Origin of the sequence: Streptomyces sp. NPDC089424, from assembly GCF_044749345.1 — a bacterium.
Lineage (GTDB): Bacteria > Actinomycetota > Actinomycetes > Streptomycetales > Streptomycetaceae > Streptomyces.
In genome coordinates this window covers 690,635-706,416 of sequence record NZ_JBIVHU010000002.1, presented here as the reverse complement: position 1 = coordinate 706,416, position 15,782 = coordinate 690,635, and the positions used below count along the sequence as shown (strand labels likewise).

General features: G+C 72.1%; 14 protein-coding genes. 5 read left to right on the top strand and 9 right to left on the bottom strand.

Going from position 1 to position 15,782, the window contains the following annotated elements; translation table 11 throughout:
* Positions 1 to 159 precede the first annotated feature (159 nt).
* A complete protein-coding gene (locus ACIP2X_RS10820) occupies positions 160 to 930 on the bottom strand; it encodes an SDR family NAD(P)-dependent oxidoreductase (protein ID WP_401670319.1) in 771 nt (256 codons plus the stop codon).
* A gap of 132 nt (positions 931 to 1,062) precedes the next feature.
* Between ACIP2X_RS10820 and ACIP2X_RS10815 the strand changes: the two genes are divergently transcribed.
* The 3 genes from ACIP2X_RS10815 to ACIP2X_RS10805 all read left to right on the top strand — a co-directional run bounded on the left by ACIP2X_RS10815 (position 1,063) and on the right by ACIP2X_RS10805 (position 5,675).
* Positions 1,063 to 1,680: a TetR/AcrR family transcriptional regulator gene (locus ACIP2X_RS10815; RefSeq protein WP_401670317.1), complete on the top strand. Its 618-nt coding sequence runs from the start codon at positions 1,063 to 1,065 to the stop codon at positions 1,678 to 1,680.
* Positions 1,681 to 1,831: 151 nt separating this feature from the next.
* Entirely contained in the window at positions 1,832 to 3,649 is a 1,818-nt protein-coding gene (locus ACIP2X_RS10810) for a serine/threonine-protein kinase (RefSeq protein WP_401670315.1), read from the top strand.
* Positions 3,650 to 3,710: 61 nt separating this feature from the next.
* Complete coding sequence (locus ACIP2X_RS10805; protein ID WP_401670312.1) at positions 3,711 to 5,675, top strand: FHA domain-containing protein; 1,965 nt, start codon at positions 3,711 to 3,713, stop codon at positions 5,673 to 5,675.
* A 118-nt stretch (positions 5,676 to 5,793) separates the two neighbouring features.
* Here the strand turns inward: ACIP2X_RS10805 and ACIP2X_RS10800 are convergent, their stop codons facing one another.
* Both ACIP2X_RS10800 and ACIP2X_RS10795 read right to left on the bottom strand, forming a co-directional pair.
* Positions 5,794 to 7,320: a DUF4118 domain-containing protein gene (locus tag ACIP2X_RS10800; protein ID WP_401672286.1), complete on the bottom strand. Its 1,527-nt coding sequence runs from the start codon at positions 7,318 to 7,320 to the stop codon at positions 5,794 to 5,796.
* A 160-nt stretch (positions 7,321 to 7,480) separates the two neighbouring features.
* Positions 7,481 to 7,894, bottom strand: a complete 414-nt coding sequence (locus tag ACIP2X_RS10795; RefSeq protein ID WP_401670309.1) for an ATP-binding protein — start codon at positions 7,892 to 7,894, stop codon at positions 7,481 to 7,483.
* Between the two features lie 220 nt (positions 7,895 to 8,114).
* Between ACIP2X_RS10795 and ACIP2X_RS10790 the strand changes: the two genes are divergently transcribed.
* The gene (locus tag ACIP2X_RS10790; RefSeq protein ID WP_401670307.1) at positions 8,115 to 8,522 is read left to right on the top strand and encodes a LytR/AlgR family response regulator transcription factor; all 408 of its coding nucleotides are present in this window, start codon (positions 8,115 to 8,117) and stop codon (positions 8,520 to 8,522) included.
* Here ACIP2X_RS10790 and ACIP2X_RS10785 read toward each other — a convergent pair.
* From ACIP2X_RS10785 to ACIP2X_RS10760, 6 genes are all read right to left on the bottom strand, one after another.
* The gene (locus ACIP2X_RS10785) at positions 8,500 to 9,207 is read right to left on the bottom strand and encodes a response regulator (RefSeq protein WP_401670304.1); all 708 of its coding nucleotides are present in this window, start codon (positions 9,205 to 9,207) and stop codon (positions 8,500 to 8,502) included. The two genes, ACIP2X_RS10790 and ACIP2X_RS10785, sit on opposite strands and share 23 nt — an antisense overlap.
* Before the next feature lie 150 nt (positions 9,208 to 9,357).
* On the bottom strand, positions 9,358 to 9,819 hold the full coding sequence (locus ACIP2X_RS10780) for a hypothetical protein (protein WP_401670301.1): 462 nt from the start codon (positions 9,817 to 9,819) through the stop codon (positions 9,358 to 9,360).
* A gap of 198 nt (positions 9,820 to 10,017) precedes the next feature.
* Positions 10,018 to 10,812: a class I SAM-dependent methyltransferase gene (locus ACIP2X_RS10775; protein ID WP_401670298.1), complete on the bottom strand. Its 795-nt coding sequence runs from the start codon at positions 10,810 to 10,812 to the stop codon at positions 10,018 to 10,020.
* A 79-nt stretch (positions 10,813 to 10,891) separates the two neighbouring features.
* On the bottom strand, positions 10,892 to 13,120 hold the full coding sequence (locus ACIP2X_RS10770) for a molybdopterin cofactor-binding domain-containing protein (protein WP_401670296.1): 2,229 nt from the start codon (positions 13,118 to 13,120) through the stop codon (positions 10,892 to 10,894).
* Between the two features lie 9 nt (positions 13,121 to 13,129).
* Positions 13,130 to 14,116, bottom strand: a complete 987-nt coding sequence (locus ACIP2X_RS10765; RefSeq protein ID WP_401670293.1) for an FAD binding domain-containing protein — start codon at positions 14,114 to 14,116, stop codon at positions 13,130 to 13,132.
* Positions 14,113 to 14,682 carry a 2Fe-2S iron-sulfur cluster-binding protein gene (locus ACIP2X_RS10760; RefSeq protein ID WP_401670291.1) on the bottom strand — a complete coding sequence of 190 codons (570 nt, stop codon included), beginning with the start codon at positions 14,680 to 14,682 and terminating at the stop codon, positions 14,113 to 14,115. Before ACIP2X_RS10760 ends, ACIP2X_RS10765 begins: the two co-directional genes overlap by 4 nt.
* Positions 14,683 to 14,996: 314 nt before the next feature.
* On the opposite strand from ACIP2X_RS10760, the gene ACIP2X_RS10755 reads away from it, so the two are divergent.
* Positions 14,997 to 15,779 (top strand): DUF899 family protein, encoded by a 783-nt coding sequence (locus ACIP2X_RS10755; protein ID WP_401670288.1) that lies wholly within the window; start codon positions 14,997 to 14,999, stop codon positions 15,777 to 15,779.
* The last annotated feature ends 3 nt before the right edge of the window (positions 15,780 to 15,782 follow it).

Genomic DNA, 15,782 nt, shown 5'->3' with positions numbered 1-15,782 from the left:
GGGCCGAGTCCCAGACGGCCTGATGCCGGAGCGCCGAGCGCCCGTGAGCCGAGCCCTTGGGGCCTCTCGCCGGAGGGCCGGAGCCCCGGAGAGCCAAGCTCCGGGGGAGAGCCGGGCCTCGGGAGAACCGGGCCCCGGGACAGTCAAGCCCCCGGGGGGTTACGCCGCGATGACCGCGACGCCCGTCCTGCCTCCGTCGACGTCGACCACCGTCCCGTGCACGAAGGCCGCCTCCTCGCTGGCCAGCCAGACCACGGCCCGCGCCACGGCGTCCGGAGTGCCCACGCCGCCGGCGGGGGTGCCCTTCATCATGATCTCGCCCGCGTGGGGCTCGCTGCCGGGGGGAGCCGGAGGCAGGATCACGCCGGGCGAGACGGCGTTCACCCGCACGCCCGCCGGCCCGAACTCCGCCGCCCACGCCCGGGTGAGCGTCTCCATCGCGCCCTTGGTGGAGCTGTAGAGAGCGCCGAGCGGAACGCCCAGCCGCGCGATCCACGACCCCAGATTGACGATCACCCCGCCGCCGGCCTCCCGCATCCCCGGGACGACCGCGGCGGTGAGGAAGAACGGCGCCTTCACGTTGACCGCGTAGACCTTGTCGAAGGTGGCCTCGTCGGTGGCCATGGTGCCGGGGGCCGGATAGATCCCGGCGTTGTTCACCAGGATGTCGATCCGCCCGCCCAGGGTCTCCCGCGCGCGGTCGGCCAGGTCCTGCGAAGCCCGCCTGCTGCCGTCGAGGTCCGCGGCGAGGAAGTCCGCGCGGCCACCGGCTGCGCGGATCCTGTCGGCCGCCCGGGTCCCCCGTTCCTGATTCCGCCCGGACACGATGACGTGGGCCCCTTCCGCGGCGAACGCCTCGGCGATCGCCAGCCCGATGTTGCTGGTCGACCCCGTGACCAGCGCTGTCCTGTTCCTCAGCCGTTCGCTCATGACGCCCGCTCCTTCTCGTTCCACAACGTGCGGACCACGGTGCCTCGCGAAAAATGGACCGGCAAGTCCAGACGCGGGGGACGGCATAAAATGGACCTTCTGGTCCAGATGGGCAGGCGAGAGGAAGACGAGATGTCGCACGCACCGACCGCGAAAGGACGGGCCACCCGGGCCCGCATCGTCGAGGGGGCCGCCGAGGTCCTGCGCGAGCAGGGTGTCGCCTTCACGACGCTGGACGACATCCGTGGCCGCACCGGCACCAGCAAGAGTCAGCTCTTCCACTACTTCCCCGAGGGCAAGGACGAGCTGCTGCTGGCGGTGGCCCAGTTCGAGGCGGACCGTGTCCTGGAGGACCAGCAGCCCCACCTCGGACGGCTGGACTCCTGGGAGTCCTGGCACCAGTGGCGGGACCTGGTGGTGGAGCGCTACGAACGCCAGGGCGACCACTGCCCCTTGGGGGCACTCTTCCTGCAGGTCGGGCGATCCCGTCCCGGAGCCCGCGCGATTGTCACGGAGCTCATGCGTCAATGGCAGCGGCAACTCGCCCGCGGCATGCGCGTCATGCAGGCCAACGGCCTGGTGTCGCCCGTCCTCGACGTGGACCGCTCGGCCGCCGCGCTGCTGGCGGGCATCCAGGGAGGGGTGACCATCATGATGTCCACGGGCGACTCCGCCCACCTCAAGGCCGCGCTCGACACCGGCATCGAGCACCTGCGGACGACGGGTTCCGGACAGGGCGACCGGTGGTAGCCGCAAGATCATCTGACACCGCAGATGTTCGCCGCTACGCTCACATCACGACCAAACCCTGCACCGAACTCATTCTGAAATGATCAGTTAGTGATCGTCTAGCGATTCATCGTACTGTTCGGCAGTTCGCAGAGACAGGGAGTTGACCCCCATGCACAACCAGGACGCGGCCTCGCCCGACGCGGGTGGCGAGCGGCTCGTCGCCGGGCGGTACCGACTGCTGTCCGTCCTCGGTGAGGGCGGCATGGGCACCGTGTGGCGCGCCCGCGACGAGGTGCTCCACCGTGAGGTCGCGGTCAAGGAGGTGCGTGCCGCGGTCGAACTCCCCGCCGAGCGCACCGCGCGGATGTACACCCGGCTGGAGCGGGAGGCGTGGGCGGCGGCGCGGGTCAACGCCCGCGGCGTGGTGACCGTCTACGACGTGGCCACCTTCGACGGCCGGCCCTGGATCGTGATGGAACTCGTCCGGGGCCGCTCCCTGGCCGATGTGATCGCCGCCGAGGGCGCCATGGCGCCGAAGGAGGCCGCGCGCATCGGTGTCGAGGTGCTGGCGGCGCTGCGCGCGGCGCACGGCGCGGGCGTGCTGCACCGTGACGTGAAGCCCGCCAACGTCCTGCTCGGTGACGAGGGCCGGGTCGTGCTGACCGACTTCGGGATAGCCACCGTGGAGGGGGACACGGCGCTGACGCTGACCGGCGAGGTCGTCGGATCGCCCGAGTACCTGGCGCCGGAGCGGGCGTTGGGACGGACGCCGGGCACTGCTTCCGACCTGTGGTCGCTGGGCGCGCTGCTCTACACGGCCGTGCAGGGCCGTTCGCCGTTCCGCCGCACGACGGCACTGGCGACGCTGCGCGCCGTCGTGGACGACGAACTTCCGCCGCCGCACCGGGCGGGAGCGCTCACACCGGTCATCGAGGGCCTCATGCGCAAGGACCCCGAGGAGCGCATGACCGCCGAGCAGGCCGCGCGGGAACTGCACCTGGCCGCGGGGGAGCCGGCGCTCCCCGCGGAGCCGGACGCCACCACCGACGCGGCCGTCGCCACGACCACCGCCGTCGCCACGAGTTCGGCCACGGCCGCCGTCACGGCCGGGGTGACGGCGGCGGTCACGGCGGCGGAGGAACTGCCGACCGCCGTGTCCGCCACCGGAGAGACCGTGCCGACCCCGGCCGCCGAGGACACGACGGCCACGCTCGCCGCGAGCGGCACGACGGCCGTCACCCCCGCGACGGGGCCGTCGGCGACGGGGCATTCGGCACCGGGCCGGCCCACGTCGCAGGAGCGTACGGCGGTGTCGGCCGCCGCACCCGGCGGGACGGCGACCGCGCCGGTGCCAGGGGTCTCGGCGGCGCCCGCCGCGGCCGCCCCGTCGCCGATGCCCTCGTTCGGGCCTCCGCCCGCCGGGGCGGGGTTCGGGCCGGTGATCCCGCCGCCGGGCCCCGGCTTCGGGCACGGCACCGGTGCCGCGCCCGCCCCCGCGCGGAGCAACCGTCGTACCGCGTACCTGATCGGTGCCGGAGCCGCCGCGCTCGTCCTGCTCGGCGGCGGCCTGACCTACGCCCTCATGGGCGACGGTGACGGAGACGCGGACGGCGGGAAGGGGGCCGGTGACAGCGCCTCGCAGCCCGTGTCGGTGACAGTGGCGGGCAACGCGACCACGTACGACGGGAGTTGCCCGCCGGGCGACGGCCAGGCGCCCTGGTTCACCGCGACGTTCACCACCACCCGGCCTCCCGTCCAGTTCTCGTACCGGTGGGTCTCGGAGAACGGCTCGGTGGTCGACCGGCAGTGGCGGACGCTGACGATCCGGGAGGGCGAGCCGACGACCCGGCAGGAGACGGTGCGGCTGTCGACGTATGCGCAGGAGGGGACGCTGCAGAGCGCGATGGCGGTGGAGATCCGGTCGCCGTTCGACGCGAAGTCCAACTCCGTCCCGTTCTCGGTGACCTGCCGACCGAACGGCGAGTGACCTCGCGCGTCGACATGTCGCACATACTTCAACCAACCTGGCTTTTCCCTAAGGAGTTTCCGTGTTGTCGGTCATCGTGGGACGCACCGGTCCCTTCGCCGGTCAGAGCGTGGTCCTCGGCGACGCTCCGCTGACGTTCGGGCGCAAGAGTGACAACGACGTCATCATCGTCAGCGTCAGTGCCTCCCGCCTGCATGCCGAGATCGTCACGGAGAACGGCGCCTACGTGCTGCGGGACCGCGACAGCAGGAACGGCACCTATGTCAACGACAAGCGCGTCACCCGGCACGAGCTGACGCCCGGCGACACCATACGCATCGGCGACGAGACCTTCCTGTTCGAGACGCAGGAGGCCGTGGAGACGGTCATGGACCTCTCCCAGCTCGCCCTGCCCCGCGCCGGCGCCGCCGTGGACCCCGGCGTGCTGCGGGTCTCGGTGAGCGGCGGCGGCCCGGTCGGCCTCGCCTTCGCCCTGCTGCTGGAGGAGGCACTTCGCGGGCGGGTCTCGGTCACCGTCTACGACGGCCGTTGGATCCGCAGCGGCACCGACGTGGTCTGGAAGGACGAGACGCACGGCAACGTCCGCCGCCAGCAGGTCGTCACCGTCCAGAGCCGGCAGTACCTCGCGCTGACGGAGGAGATGGGGGAGGCGCTGTTCGGGGACGGCCATTTCTCCGAGATGTGGCCGCTGGGGCCCGACTCCGTGAACGGACGGCCGCCCCGCAACATCCGCATCGCCCATGTCGAGGACCGGCTGCTGCAACTGGCCAACACCAAGTCCGCGATCCGGCTGATCCCCAAGCGGTTCGACCCGGCCGAGCACGAGCACCTCGTCGCCCGCGACCACGTGCTGGTGATCTGCGAGGGCGGTCGCTCCCGCACCCGGGAGCACTTCGCGGACCGCTTCGGCGCGGCCGACGCCTCCATCTACTCCCTGGACGGGGAGCACCTCCAGGACGTCGTACTGGGGCTGCGGGTCAAGTCCCGGCTCACGGACCCGATGAGCGTCCTGCTGACGGTGGCGCAGAACCGCTTCCTGCTCAACTCGCTGCGCGGCGAGGGCTTCCTCAACATGCGGCTGACCCGCGAGGAGGCGCGCAACGTCATCGGCATCGACCCGGTGCGCCAGGTCTTCGAGGAGTGCATAGCGGCCCGGCCGTGCGTGATGAGCCGCCAGGAGGACAACGAGTTCGTCTGCCCGACCCATGGCACGCTGTTCCTGCCCGCACTGCTGCGCAGCTCCCCGCTGTGGAAGCGGATCCAGGAGGGGCTCCGGCTCTTCGGTGTCGCCGAGGACGACCTCAGCGCGGTCACCTCGTTCCGGCTCGACATGGTGCAGCGGCCGCGGTTCACCGCCCAGCTCACCCGTCCGGCCGCCGACCGCCCCGGGACGTACGGCTTCCTGCTGGGCGACGCGGCCAACGCCATCCACTTCTGGCCCGGCCGCGGCCTGAACAGCGGTCTGGCCTCGGCCCTCTCGCTGGCCCGTTCCCTCAGCCGCGTCTGGCAGGGCCGCCCGCTGCGCGACGCGGACTTCATCCGCCACGAGGCGGCGATGTCGATGCTCCAGTACCGCCACAAGAGCCGCGCGTGGAACGCGATGGTCACGACGGACGAGCGGGGCGTCACCCGAGCGATCAAGGACATCATCGACAGCAGCATGGACGGTGCGCAGGGGCCGGTGGCCGGCGTCACCGGACCTGCCGCCGGGACTCCCGGGGGCGCCGTGCCCACGGGAGCGGAGGAGCAGGACCTGGAGCTCCTGCTGGACCGCATGCGGGCGATCAGGGACCGCCTCGCCGCGCGTCTGCCGGGCCTGCCCGACGACGAGGAACTGCGGGCCCACCTCTCCGTGCTGGCTCCCTCGACCCTGCGCACGCTCCAGCAGAGCGGTGCGTGGGACACGCTGATCGTCGGCGGTGAGGAGGCGGACATCGACATCTTCTACCAGCAGGACGCCCCGGTCTTCGTCCCCGCCACCCCCGCGGCGACCGACCAGCTCCTGGACCCCCGCACCCCGGCCTGACGGCCTGCCCCTGCCCCGTCACCGGTCCCGCGCGCTCCGGCGCGCGAACCGGGGCACGGGGGCGGGCGGGCTCCGCGTGGTCACGAGGCGGGCTCACTGCGGGCGGGCGCGGCGACGATCAGGCGGGCGAGGAGCGCGTTCGCGGGCCGCTGTCCGGAGCGCGGCCGGACGACCCCTGCGCCGCGCTCAGCGCCGGCCCCCGTGCCGGCTCGGAGTCGCCACGGTCCCGGTGGAAGAGCGGCAGTTCCACCCGCAGGGTGGTGCCCGCGGAGCGCGGACTGTCGACGCTCATCCGGCCCCCGAGCGCCTCCACCCGGTCCTTGAGCCCTACCAGGCCCGTACCCCCGTCGAAGTCCGCACCCCCGACACCGTCGTCGCGGACCGCCAGGTGCAGCACCGTCTCGTCCTCCGCGACCGTGACCGTGACGGCGGTGGCGCGGGAATGCTTGACCACGTTGGTGAGCGCCTCCGATATGACGTAGTAGCCGCTCACCTGGACCTGCTTGGGCAGGTTGCCCACGGTGTGGACCGCGAGGTCGACCGGTATGGGGCAGCGTCGCGCCAGCGCCTTCAGCGCGGAGACGAGACCACCGGTCGCAAGCACCGAGGGGTGGATGCCGCGCGCCATCTCGCGCAGCTCCTCCGACGCGTCCGTCAGTCCGTCACCCACGTCACGCAGCCGCGCCCGCAGCTCGTCCAGTTCCGGCGGCACCATGTCCTGCGTCGAGCCCACGAGCAGCACCAGCGACACCAGACGCTGCTGGACACCGTCGTGGAGGTCGCGCTCGATGCGCCGGCGCGCCTCGTCGGCGGCGTTGACGATCCTTGCCCGTGAGGCCGACAGCTCGGCGCGTGCCTCGGCGTTCTCCACGGCGGTCGCCACGAGTTCGGTGAAGCTCGCGATCTTCGCCTCGGTGTCCCCGGGAAAGGGCTTGTCCTTCGTCGTGGACGCGGCGATGACCCCCCACAGCCGCCCGCCGACGGTGACCGGGCAGCCCACCGAGGAGCGGATGCCCCTGGCGCGGGACTCCTGTGCGATCGGCCCCGTGGCCCCCGCGAAGCTCTCGATCCGCACCGGCCGGCCGCTGTGACGCACATTGCGGGCGACGCTCAGCCCGCTCAGGTCGAACCGGGTGCCCACCCGCAGCGGATCGAACTGGCGGTTGCGGCTCCAGGCGGCGACGCCCGTGACGGTTCCGTCCGCCTCGTAGCGCTCCATGCGGGCCACGTCGGCGCCGCAGAGCAGACCGACCTCGCGGGTGACGGCCTCGAAGACCTCCGAAGGGGGGCAGGAGCGGGCGACCAGGGTCGCGACCTGGCGCAGCGCCGCGTGCTCCTCCGTCAGGCGCTGCGCCGCCCGCAGGGCCCGCCGCATCCGGGCCGCCAGATGCCCCACGACCAGCGCGGTCAGGGCGAAGACGATCAGGGCGACGATGTCCTCGGAGTTGGCGACCGGGAACGCCTGGAACGGAGGGACGAACAGGTATCCGTAGACGACGACGCACAGGACCGACGTGATCAGCGCCAGTCCCGTCCCCCAGACGACGGCCACGGGGAGGACGACCAGCAGATAGAGCACCGAGAGGTGCAGTGAGGCAGTGTGCGGCCTGAGAAGTGCGATGAACCCTGTCATCGCGGCCACCATGATCACGCTGGCGAACAGCCGGTTCGACCACCGTAGACCCGGCGAGCGGATCCAACGCCGTCCCATCCGATCGCTTCCCTGGCCGACAAGAACTGACGTAATTACCCAAAGTATGACATACCTGAGTAATCGCAAGTCGCCCGGTGCGGGACGGAAGGCATCACCATGCGTAGGCGATGTCCGCCCAGTGGACGGCGCGCCCCGCTTCCCGGCGGTCGCCGTGGGCGGCGGCGAGCTGATCGATGATCAGGAGCCCCCGGCCGTGCTCGTCGTCGGCGAGGTTCGCCGCCCAGTCGTCGCAGGCAGGACCTCCGTCCGAGACCTCGACGTGCACCCGTCCGGTGTCGTGGTTGCAGCCGAGCCCCATGCACAGCGGCGGTTGCGCGTGCTGGACGGCATTGGCGACCAGTTCCGAGACGGTCAGCAGGACGGAGTCCGCGACGTCGCCGACGACGCCCCACCCGCTCAGCAGTTCCTGGGCGATCGTCCGCGCCTCCCCAGCGGCCTCCGGAAGGTGGGCCAGGGCCCAGGGGCGGGCCGACGTCTTTCCGCTGTGGTCGTGCGTCACTGCCATCACCTCCTTCCTCGACGGCGCCGCCGGGCTCGGAGGTGCCGTCCGTGCCATGTGTTCCCATGGTCACTTCCGCTACCCCCCGATGTCTTCCAGGCCAGCGCCCAACGTGTGTACCGGTCAGCGGGAAGGGCGCGCAGCGGCGCACACGAATGCGGCGCGAACGGCCGTGAATACAGCTAGCAGGGATGCCGCCGAGGTGCCGCCCTGGGATTCTGGACGCATGCTGCGCTGTCTGATCGTCGACGACAACGACTACTTCCTGAGTGCCGCTCGCTGCCTGCTGGAGCGCCAGGGAGTCAGTGTCGTGGGCGTGGCGTCCGACGGGGCCCAGGCAGTGCGGCTCGCGGAGCGGCTCAGGCCGGACGTGGCGCTGGTGGACATCAACCTCGGCGCCGAGTGCGGCTTCGACCTGGCCGTGCGGCTGCAGGGCGAGGCCGGACCGGCTGCCCTTGTGGTGATCCTGATCTCCAGCCACTCCGAGGACGACTACGCGGACCTGATCGAGGCGAGCCCCGCGGTGGGCTTCCTGAACAAGACGTCGCTGTCCGGCGACGCGATCGGGACGCTGCTCGCCGGAGCGGACGACTGTCACCGGCGCGGCCCTGTCAACGGGCCTCCAGGAAGGTGATCACCGCTCGGACACGACGGTGGTCGTCGTCGGTCTCCGGCAGGTTCAGTTTGGCAAGAATGCTGCGCACGTGCTTCTCCACGGTGCCCTCGGTGACCCACAGCCGCCGCCCGATCCCGGCGTTGGACCGGCCCTCGGCCATGAGCTCGAGCACGTCCCGCTCCCGCGCGCTGAGCACGTCCAGCGGATCCGACCGGCGACGCACGGACACCAGCTCCTGCACCAGCGCCGGGTCCACCACCGAACCGCCCCTGGCGATCCGCTGCAGCGCGTCGAGGAACTCCCCCACGTCACGCACGCGGCTCTTGAGCAGATAGCCGATGCTGCGGCCGCTGGCCAGCAGCTCCATCGCGTGCTCCACCTCGGCGTGCGCCGACAGGACGAGGATGCCCATGGTGGGGAACTCGTGCCGGATGGTGCGCGCCGCCTCCAGCCCCTCGGTGCTCTGCCCCGGCGGCATCCGGATGTCCACCACCACCAACTCCGGTGTCACCTGCCGGACCACGTCCAGCAGCTGCGGCGCGTCGGCGGCCTGACCCACCACGGTGCAGCCCGAACGCTGCAACAGGCTGGCCAGCCCTTCCCGCAGCAGTACGTCGTCGTCGGCGAGGACGACCCGCAGATCAGCCGCGGCCGGTCCGTCCTCGGACGGCCCGGCCCCGGCACCGGTGGTTCCTGGCGTCATAACCACATTGTCGGCGAGCCTCGGCGGCTGGGCACGCGGCGAGGCGCCGAGCCGCACACGGGAACCGCGCCGGGACACGACTCAGGGCCGGTCGGTGGAACCGACCGGCCCTGACGGGAGAGCGGGACCCTCACCCGCCCTTGGATGCGCTCAGTGGCCGCCGCCGCCGTGGCCGCCGCCGCCGTGGCCGCCGCCGCCGTGGCCGCCGCCGCCGTGGCCACCGCCGTGACCGCCGCCATGGCCGCCACCGTGACCTCCGCCGTAGCCGCCGTGGCCACCGCCGTAGCCGCCGTGGCCACCGCCGTAGCCGCCGTGGCCACCGCCGTAGCCGCCGTGGCCACCGCCGTAACCCCCGTAGCCACCATGACCGCCGTAGCCGTAGCCGTCGTGCCCGTAGCCGCCACGGTCGTGGTTGTAGCCGCCGTCGTAGCTGCTGTTCCACCAGTTGCCGTCGCCGTCGTCGTGGAAGTGACGGTTCGTGGTGACGGAGGCGCTGTGGGCCTCCGAGGGGACAGTGGCGGCACTGGCGGCTCCGACCCCTGCGAAGCTCAGGGCTGCCACGGCGACAGGAACGGAAGCCAGGCGCGCGATCTTGGATGCCTTTGCGTTCATGATGAGTCCTTCCAGAAACGGAACAGTCTGTGCTGCGGGTCGTTTCTTCGGGCGCCGTGGCGCAGCCGCAGCAGCACGTGATGCTGAGCCTGCGGTGGCGGCTACTTCTCCGCCTCCGCGGTCGGCAACCGAACTGCCTCCAGCTTTGCGCTCGCGGGGAGAGGTGTCTTTGAAGCCAGCGGTGGTTCTCACCTACCGCTAGCAGGAATCGCCCGCGCACGGGCGGACCCGCAGCACGCCGGTCAGCAGAGGCAGGGTGAACTCGCCGCGGGCGGTCTCCGGCCTGCTCGCGAGGAAGGCGCGGATCCGGCCCAGCGTGGCGTTCCGTTCCTCGTCCGGCATGACCAGCAGCCCGGCGCGCGTCGCGAGGGTCGCGACCAGGGAGTCGGCGGTACGGAGCTGCCCGTGCGGGAACTCGGCCCGCTCCGGCGAGCCGAACCGGGCGGCCGCGGCGGTCTTCGGAAGGTGTGCCTCGGCCGTCTCGGCGCGCCAACTCGACGGCGTGTCACGCGGTCCCACGACCGCGCTCCCGCCGATGCGCGCGAGCCCGGCGACCCAGTCGACCCGGTCGTCCATGAGGTTCCACAGGCCGGCCAGGACGCCGCCGGGTGACAGGACCCGGGCGATCTCGGGTCCCGCGACGGCCATGTCGAACCAGTGCATGGCGTTGCCGGCCAGCACGGCGTCGACGGACCCGTCCGGCAGCGGGATCGCCTCGGCACTGCCCGGAAGGGCCCGGACGGCGGGGAGCGAACGGCGCAGCGCGGTGAGCATCTCCGGGTCGGGTTCGACCGCGACCACCTCGGCGCCCGCGGCGGCGAGCGTGGCGGTCAGCTTGCCGGTCCCGGCGCCGAGGTCGAGGACACGGGGGCCGGGCGCGGGTGCGAGTGCCCAACCCACCGCGGCCCGTGCGTAGTTGGGACGGTGCGCGGCGTAGGCGCCCGCAGCCGCGCCGAACGACGAGGCGTGCAGCAGCCGTTCCTCCTGATCCACGCGGCAACGCTACCGACACGGCCGCCGGCCGGCCAGGGCGCGCACCCGAGTCCGCGGGCGTCGGCGGGAGTTGACCGTCTCAGGCCTCCAGCAGTGGTAGATCGGGAAGCAGCTTCTCGATGGTGATGGGGAAGTCGCGGACCCGGATCCCGGTCGCGTTGAACACCGCGTTCGCGACCGACGCGCCGGCCCCGCAGATGCCCACCTCACCGACGCCCTTCGCGCCCAGCGGGTTGGCCTTGTCGTCGTACCCGTCCAGGACGACCGCGTCGACGCCGGGGATGTCGGCGTGCACCGGCACCAAATAGCCGGCGAAGTCGCGGTTCACGAAGGCGCCCGAGCGCGGGTCGACCACGGCCTCCTCCTCCAGGGCCGCGCCGACGCCCCAGATCATGCCGCCGATCAGCTGCGAACGGGTCGTGATCGGGTTGAACACGCGGCCCACGGAGAACACGCCGAGCATCCGCCGCAGCCGGATCTCGGCGGTGTCCGCGTCGACGCCCACCTCGGCGAAATGCGCCCCGTAGGTGTTGATCGAGTACTCCGAGTAGTTCGGGTCGTCGCCCATGAAGCGGACCTGGCCCTCCGCCTCCAGCGCTTCGGGACGGCTGCGCGCGACGATCGCGCCCAGGTCGTCGAAGGCCCCGCCGATGCGCACACCGCCTCCGTGGAACTCCGCGCCCGCCGGATCCAGGCCGTGCAGGGGGGAACGCTCGTCACCACACGCCGCCTCCGCCAGCTTCGTCCGCAGTGCCGCGCACGCCCGGTCCGCCGCGGAGCACGAGTTGGTGGCGCCCCAGGAGCCTCCGGACCCCCAGCTGGTGGGGAAGTCGGAGCGCCCCAGGTCCACGCGCACCCGCTCCAGCGGGAGTCCGAGCCCTTCGGCGGCCACCTGGGTCAGGATCGTGTAGGTGCCCGTCCCGATGTCGGTCATGTCCGTGAGGACGACCGCCTTGCCGTCGGCATCCATCCGGACGCGCACGGTCGTCGGCCCCTGGAAGTGGCCGCGGATGGCGGCCGACATGCCGTACCCGATCAGCCAGCGCCCCTCACGGCGGCCGGCCGGGGTCTCCGGACGGTCCTCCCAGCCGAACCGGCGCGCCCCCTCGCGCATGCACTCGACCAGATGCCGGTCGCTGTAGGGCACGTCCCGCTCGGGATCGACGGCCGGTTCGTTGCGGATCCGCAGCTCCACCGGGTCGATCCCGAGCGTGTGGGCCAGCTCGTCCATCGCCGACTCCACCGCCAGCATGCCCGGCGCCTCGCCCGGCGCCCGGACGTCCGTCCCCCGCGGCAGGTCCAGTGCCGCCAGCCGGTGGCTGGTCAGCCGGTGCGGCGCGGCGTAGAGGCTGCGGGTGGTGGCGGCCGTCTGCTCGGCGTACTCGACGTCCGGGTTGGTGTGCATGGTCACGTCGTGGGCGATCGCCGTCAGATGACCGTCGCGCTCGGCGCCCAGCCGGACCCGCTGGCTCGACGTCGGGCGCATGCCGACGAGCTGGAACACCTGCTGACGCGTCATCGCGATCTTGACCGGGCGGCCCAGTTCGCGGGCGGCGATCGCCGCGAGGATCGTCTCGGAATGGATACCCAGCTTGGAACCGAACCCGCCGCCGACGAACGGCGTGACGACGTGCACGCGCGCCGGGTCCATCCGCAGCGTGGCGGCCACCGAGGCCTGTGCCGCGTCGACGATCTGGGAGCTGACGTAGACGATCAGGTCCTCGCCGTCCGGGGCGGCCATGCACGAGTTGGGCTCGATCGGCAGCGAGAACTCGTACGGCGTCGTGTACTGCTGGTCGAGCTGGACCTCCGCGGCGGCGAACCCGGTGTCGAAGTCACCCACCGCGGTGTCCGTGGGGATGCCCGCGTTCACCACCTTCGGGATGTACACGTCGTCCTCGAACTCGCCGAAGTCGAAACGCCCGCGCCCGGTGCTGTAGGTGACGTCGACGAGATCGGCCGCGGCCCGGGCCTGCTCGAAGGTCGTCGCGACCACCAGGGCCACCGGTTCGCCGTGGTAATGGATGTCGGCGCCGGTCATCACCGGCTGGGCGCGCCAGTACTCGAAGGGGATCGACTCGTCGCGCGGGCCCTGCACCGGCGCGTTGAGGTACGTCATCACCCACAGCACGCCCGGCGCGCGCTCGGCGTCCTCGGTGTCGATCCGGCTGATGCGGCCCTTGCCGATCGTCGAGCCGACGATGAAACCGTAGAGCGGTTGGCCGGCCTCCCAGTGCTCGTAGGCGTAGGTGGCCCTGCCGGTGGCCTTCAACGGTCCGTCGACGCGGTGCACGGCCTGCCCGATCATGTCGCCTCCTCAGCTCGCCCCGGCCACCTGCGCCAGCGTGCGGCACAGCGTGCGTCCGGCCAGGTCGATCTTGAAGTCGTTGTGTCCCTGCCCCACCGCGTCGCGCATCGCCTCCGCGGCAGCCGCGCGATACGTCGCCATCGTCGCCGGACGGCCGATCAGCGCCCCCTCCGCCTCGGGGGAGCGCCACGGCTTGTGCGCCACACCGCCGAACGCCACGCGCGCCTCACTGATCGTTCCCTGATCGGTGGTCGACATCAGGGCCGCGACGGAGACCAGCGCGAACTCGTACGACGCCCGGTCGCGCACCTTGCGGTACTTCTGCCGCCCAGGTGGGGGCGGGGGCAGGACGACGGCCGTGATCATCTCACCGGGCCGCAGCTCGTTCTCGATGTGCGGCGTCTCGCCGGGCAGCCGGTAGAAGTCCCCGATGGCGACGCGGCGTACCGCCTGCTCGGCGTCGACCAGTTCGATCTCGGCGTCCAGCGCGGCCATCGCGACGGCCATGTCCGACGGATGGGTGGCGATGCAGGAGTCGCCGGCGCCGAGGATCGCGTGGCTGCGGTTGAACCCGCCGATCGCGGAGCACCCCGATCCGGGATCGCGCTTGTTGCAGCCCGCGGCGGTGTCGTAGAAGAACGGGCAGCGCGTGCGCTGCAGCAGATTGCCGCCGGTGGAGGCCTTGTTGCGCAACTGACCCGAGGCGCCCGCGACCAGCGCCTCCGACAGCATGGGGTAGCGGGCGCGCACGCGCGGGTCCCCGGCCACCACGGAGTTGACCGCCTGCGAGCCGATGCGCATCGTGCCGTCCGGGAGTTCCTCGATCTCCCGCAGCGGCAGCCGGCTGATGTCGACCAGATGGCCGGGCGTCTCGATGCCGAGCTTCATCAGGTCGAGCAGGTTGGTGCCGCCGCTGATGTACTTCGCGCCGTTGCCGGACACCGAGGCGACGGCGGACGGTACGTCCGTCGCGCGCTCGTAGGTGAAGGACCTCATCGCGGGCCACCTCCCGTCGTGCTGCGGATGGCCGCGACGATGTTCGGATAGGCGGCGCACCGGCAGATGTTGCCGCTCATCCGCTCGCGGATCTCCTCGTCGGTCAGCGCGACCTCCGGCGCGGCCACGTCGGCGGTGGCATGGCTGGGCCACCCCGCCTCGACCTCGGAGAGCATGCCGACGGCCGAACAGATCTGGCCCGGCGTGCAGTAGCCGCACTGGAAGCCGTCGTTCTCCACGAAGGCGCGCTGCATGGGGTGCATGGCCTCCGGGTCGCCCAGACCCTCGACCGTGACGACCTCGTCGTCCTCGTGCATGACGACGAGCGACAGGCAGGAGTTGACGCGCCGGCCGTTGACCAGCACGGTGCAGGCACCGCACTGCCCGTGGTCGCACCCCTTCTTGGTCCCGCTCAGGTGCAGATGCTCGCGCAGCGCGTCGAGCAGCGTGGTGCGCGGATCCACCTCCAGTTCCCGCACCTCGTGGTTGACGCTCAGCCTGACCGCCGAAACGGGGACCGAACCGGCCTGGTTCGGTCCCGTGGCGCCCGTGTCCGCTTCGCTCATCGCGGCCCGCCTTCCTCACTAGGTGCGGGTGTGTGCTGATGGTGTCGCCGCTCCTGGCAGCGCTCGAGGCGACCCGTCGCCGGCGACGGGCACGGTCCTCCGTCCCAGACTCTCGCGAAACCCGCCGCGCCGCGCGTCGGGGCCGACGTGCGGCTCGACGGTGGGTTTCGGCCGGGGATCCGAACGGTCCCGTGACGAGTTCCGGCCGGGGCCCGTCCGCCGCGATGAGTTCCGGCCGTGGTGCCGGTCTGTTCTGGTGACCGTCGCGGATCGCCGTACGGCACTGCCTGGCACGAGAGACCACGGAGGACACCATGACGACCCCGCCGCACGCCCCGGACACCACCCTGCCCGGCCACCCGCCCGTCGTCGACCTGGCCACCTGGCAGGCCGCCCGTGACGAGCTTCTGGTCCGCGAGAAGGCCCACACCAGGGAGGGCGACGCCCTCGCGGCGGCCCGCCGCCGGCTGCCGATGGTGGAGCTCGACGGCAAGGTCGAGGTCGTCGGCCCCGACGGCCCGGTGCCGTTCCTGGACCTCTTCCAGGGCCGTGAGGAGCTCGTGGTCTACCAGCACATGTGGTACGACGGCGCGCCGCACCAGGGGCAGTGCGAGGGCTGCACCACCACCGCCTGGCATCTGAAGGACGCCGTCTACCTCAACGCCCGCGGCGTCTCGTTCGCCGTCCTGACCACGGGCCGCTGGGAGGAGGTGGCGCCCTACGTCGCGTTCATGGGCTACACCCAGCCCTGGTACTCGGTGCGCGACGTGGAGGGGCCGGTCGGCGGGCCCATGGGCCACCTCACCAGCTTCCTGCGCGTGGGGGAGCGCGTGTTCCTCACCTACTCCACGACCGGACGAGGCAACGAGCGCGTCAACGGGTCACTCGGCCTGCTCGACATGACGCCCCACGGCCGCGGTGAGCGCTGGGAGGACAACCCCGAGGGCCGGCCCGAAGGGCAGGGCCCGTGCTGGTCCTGGCGCTCCGACGCGGACGGCAACGCCACGTGGGGCCCGACCAGCCGCCCCGTGCCGCAGTGGACCCGTCCCGGAGCGACGCCGGTGGAGAGCCTCGGCAGGCAGGGCCGTTGTCACTGACAC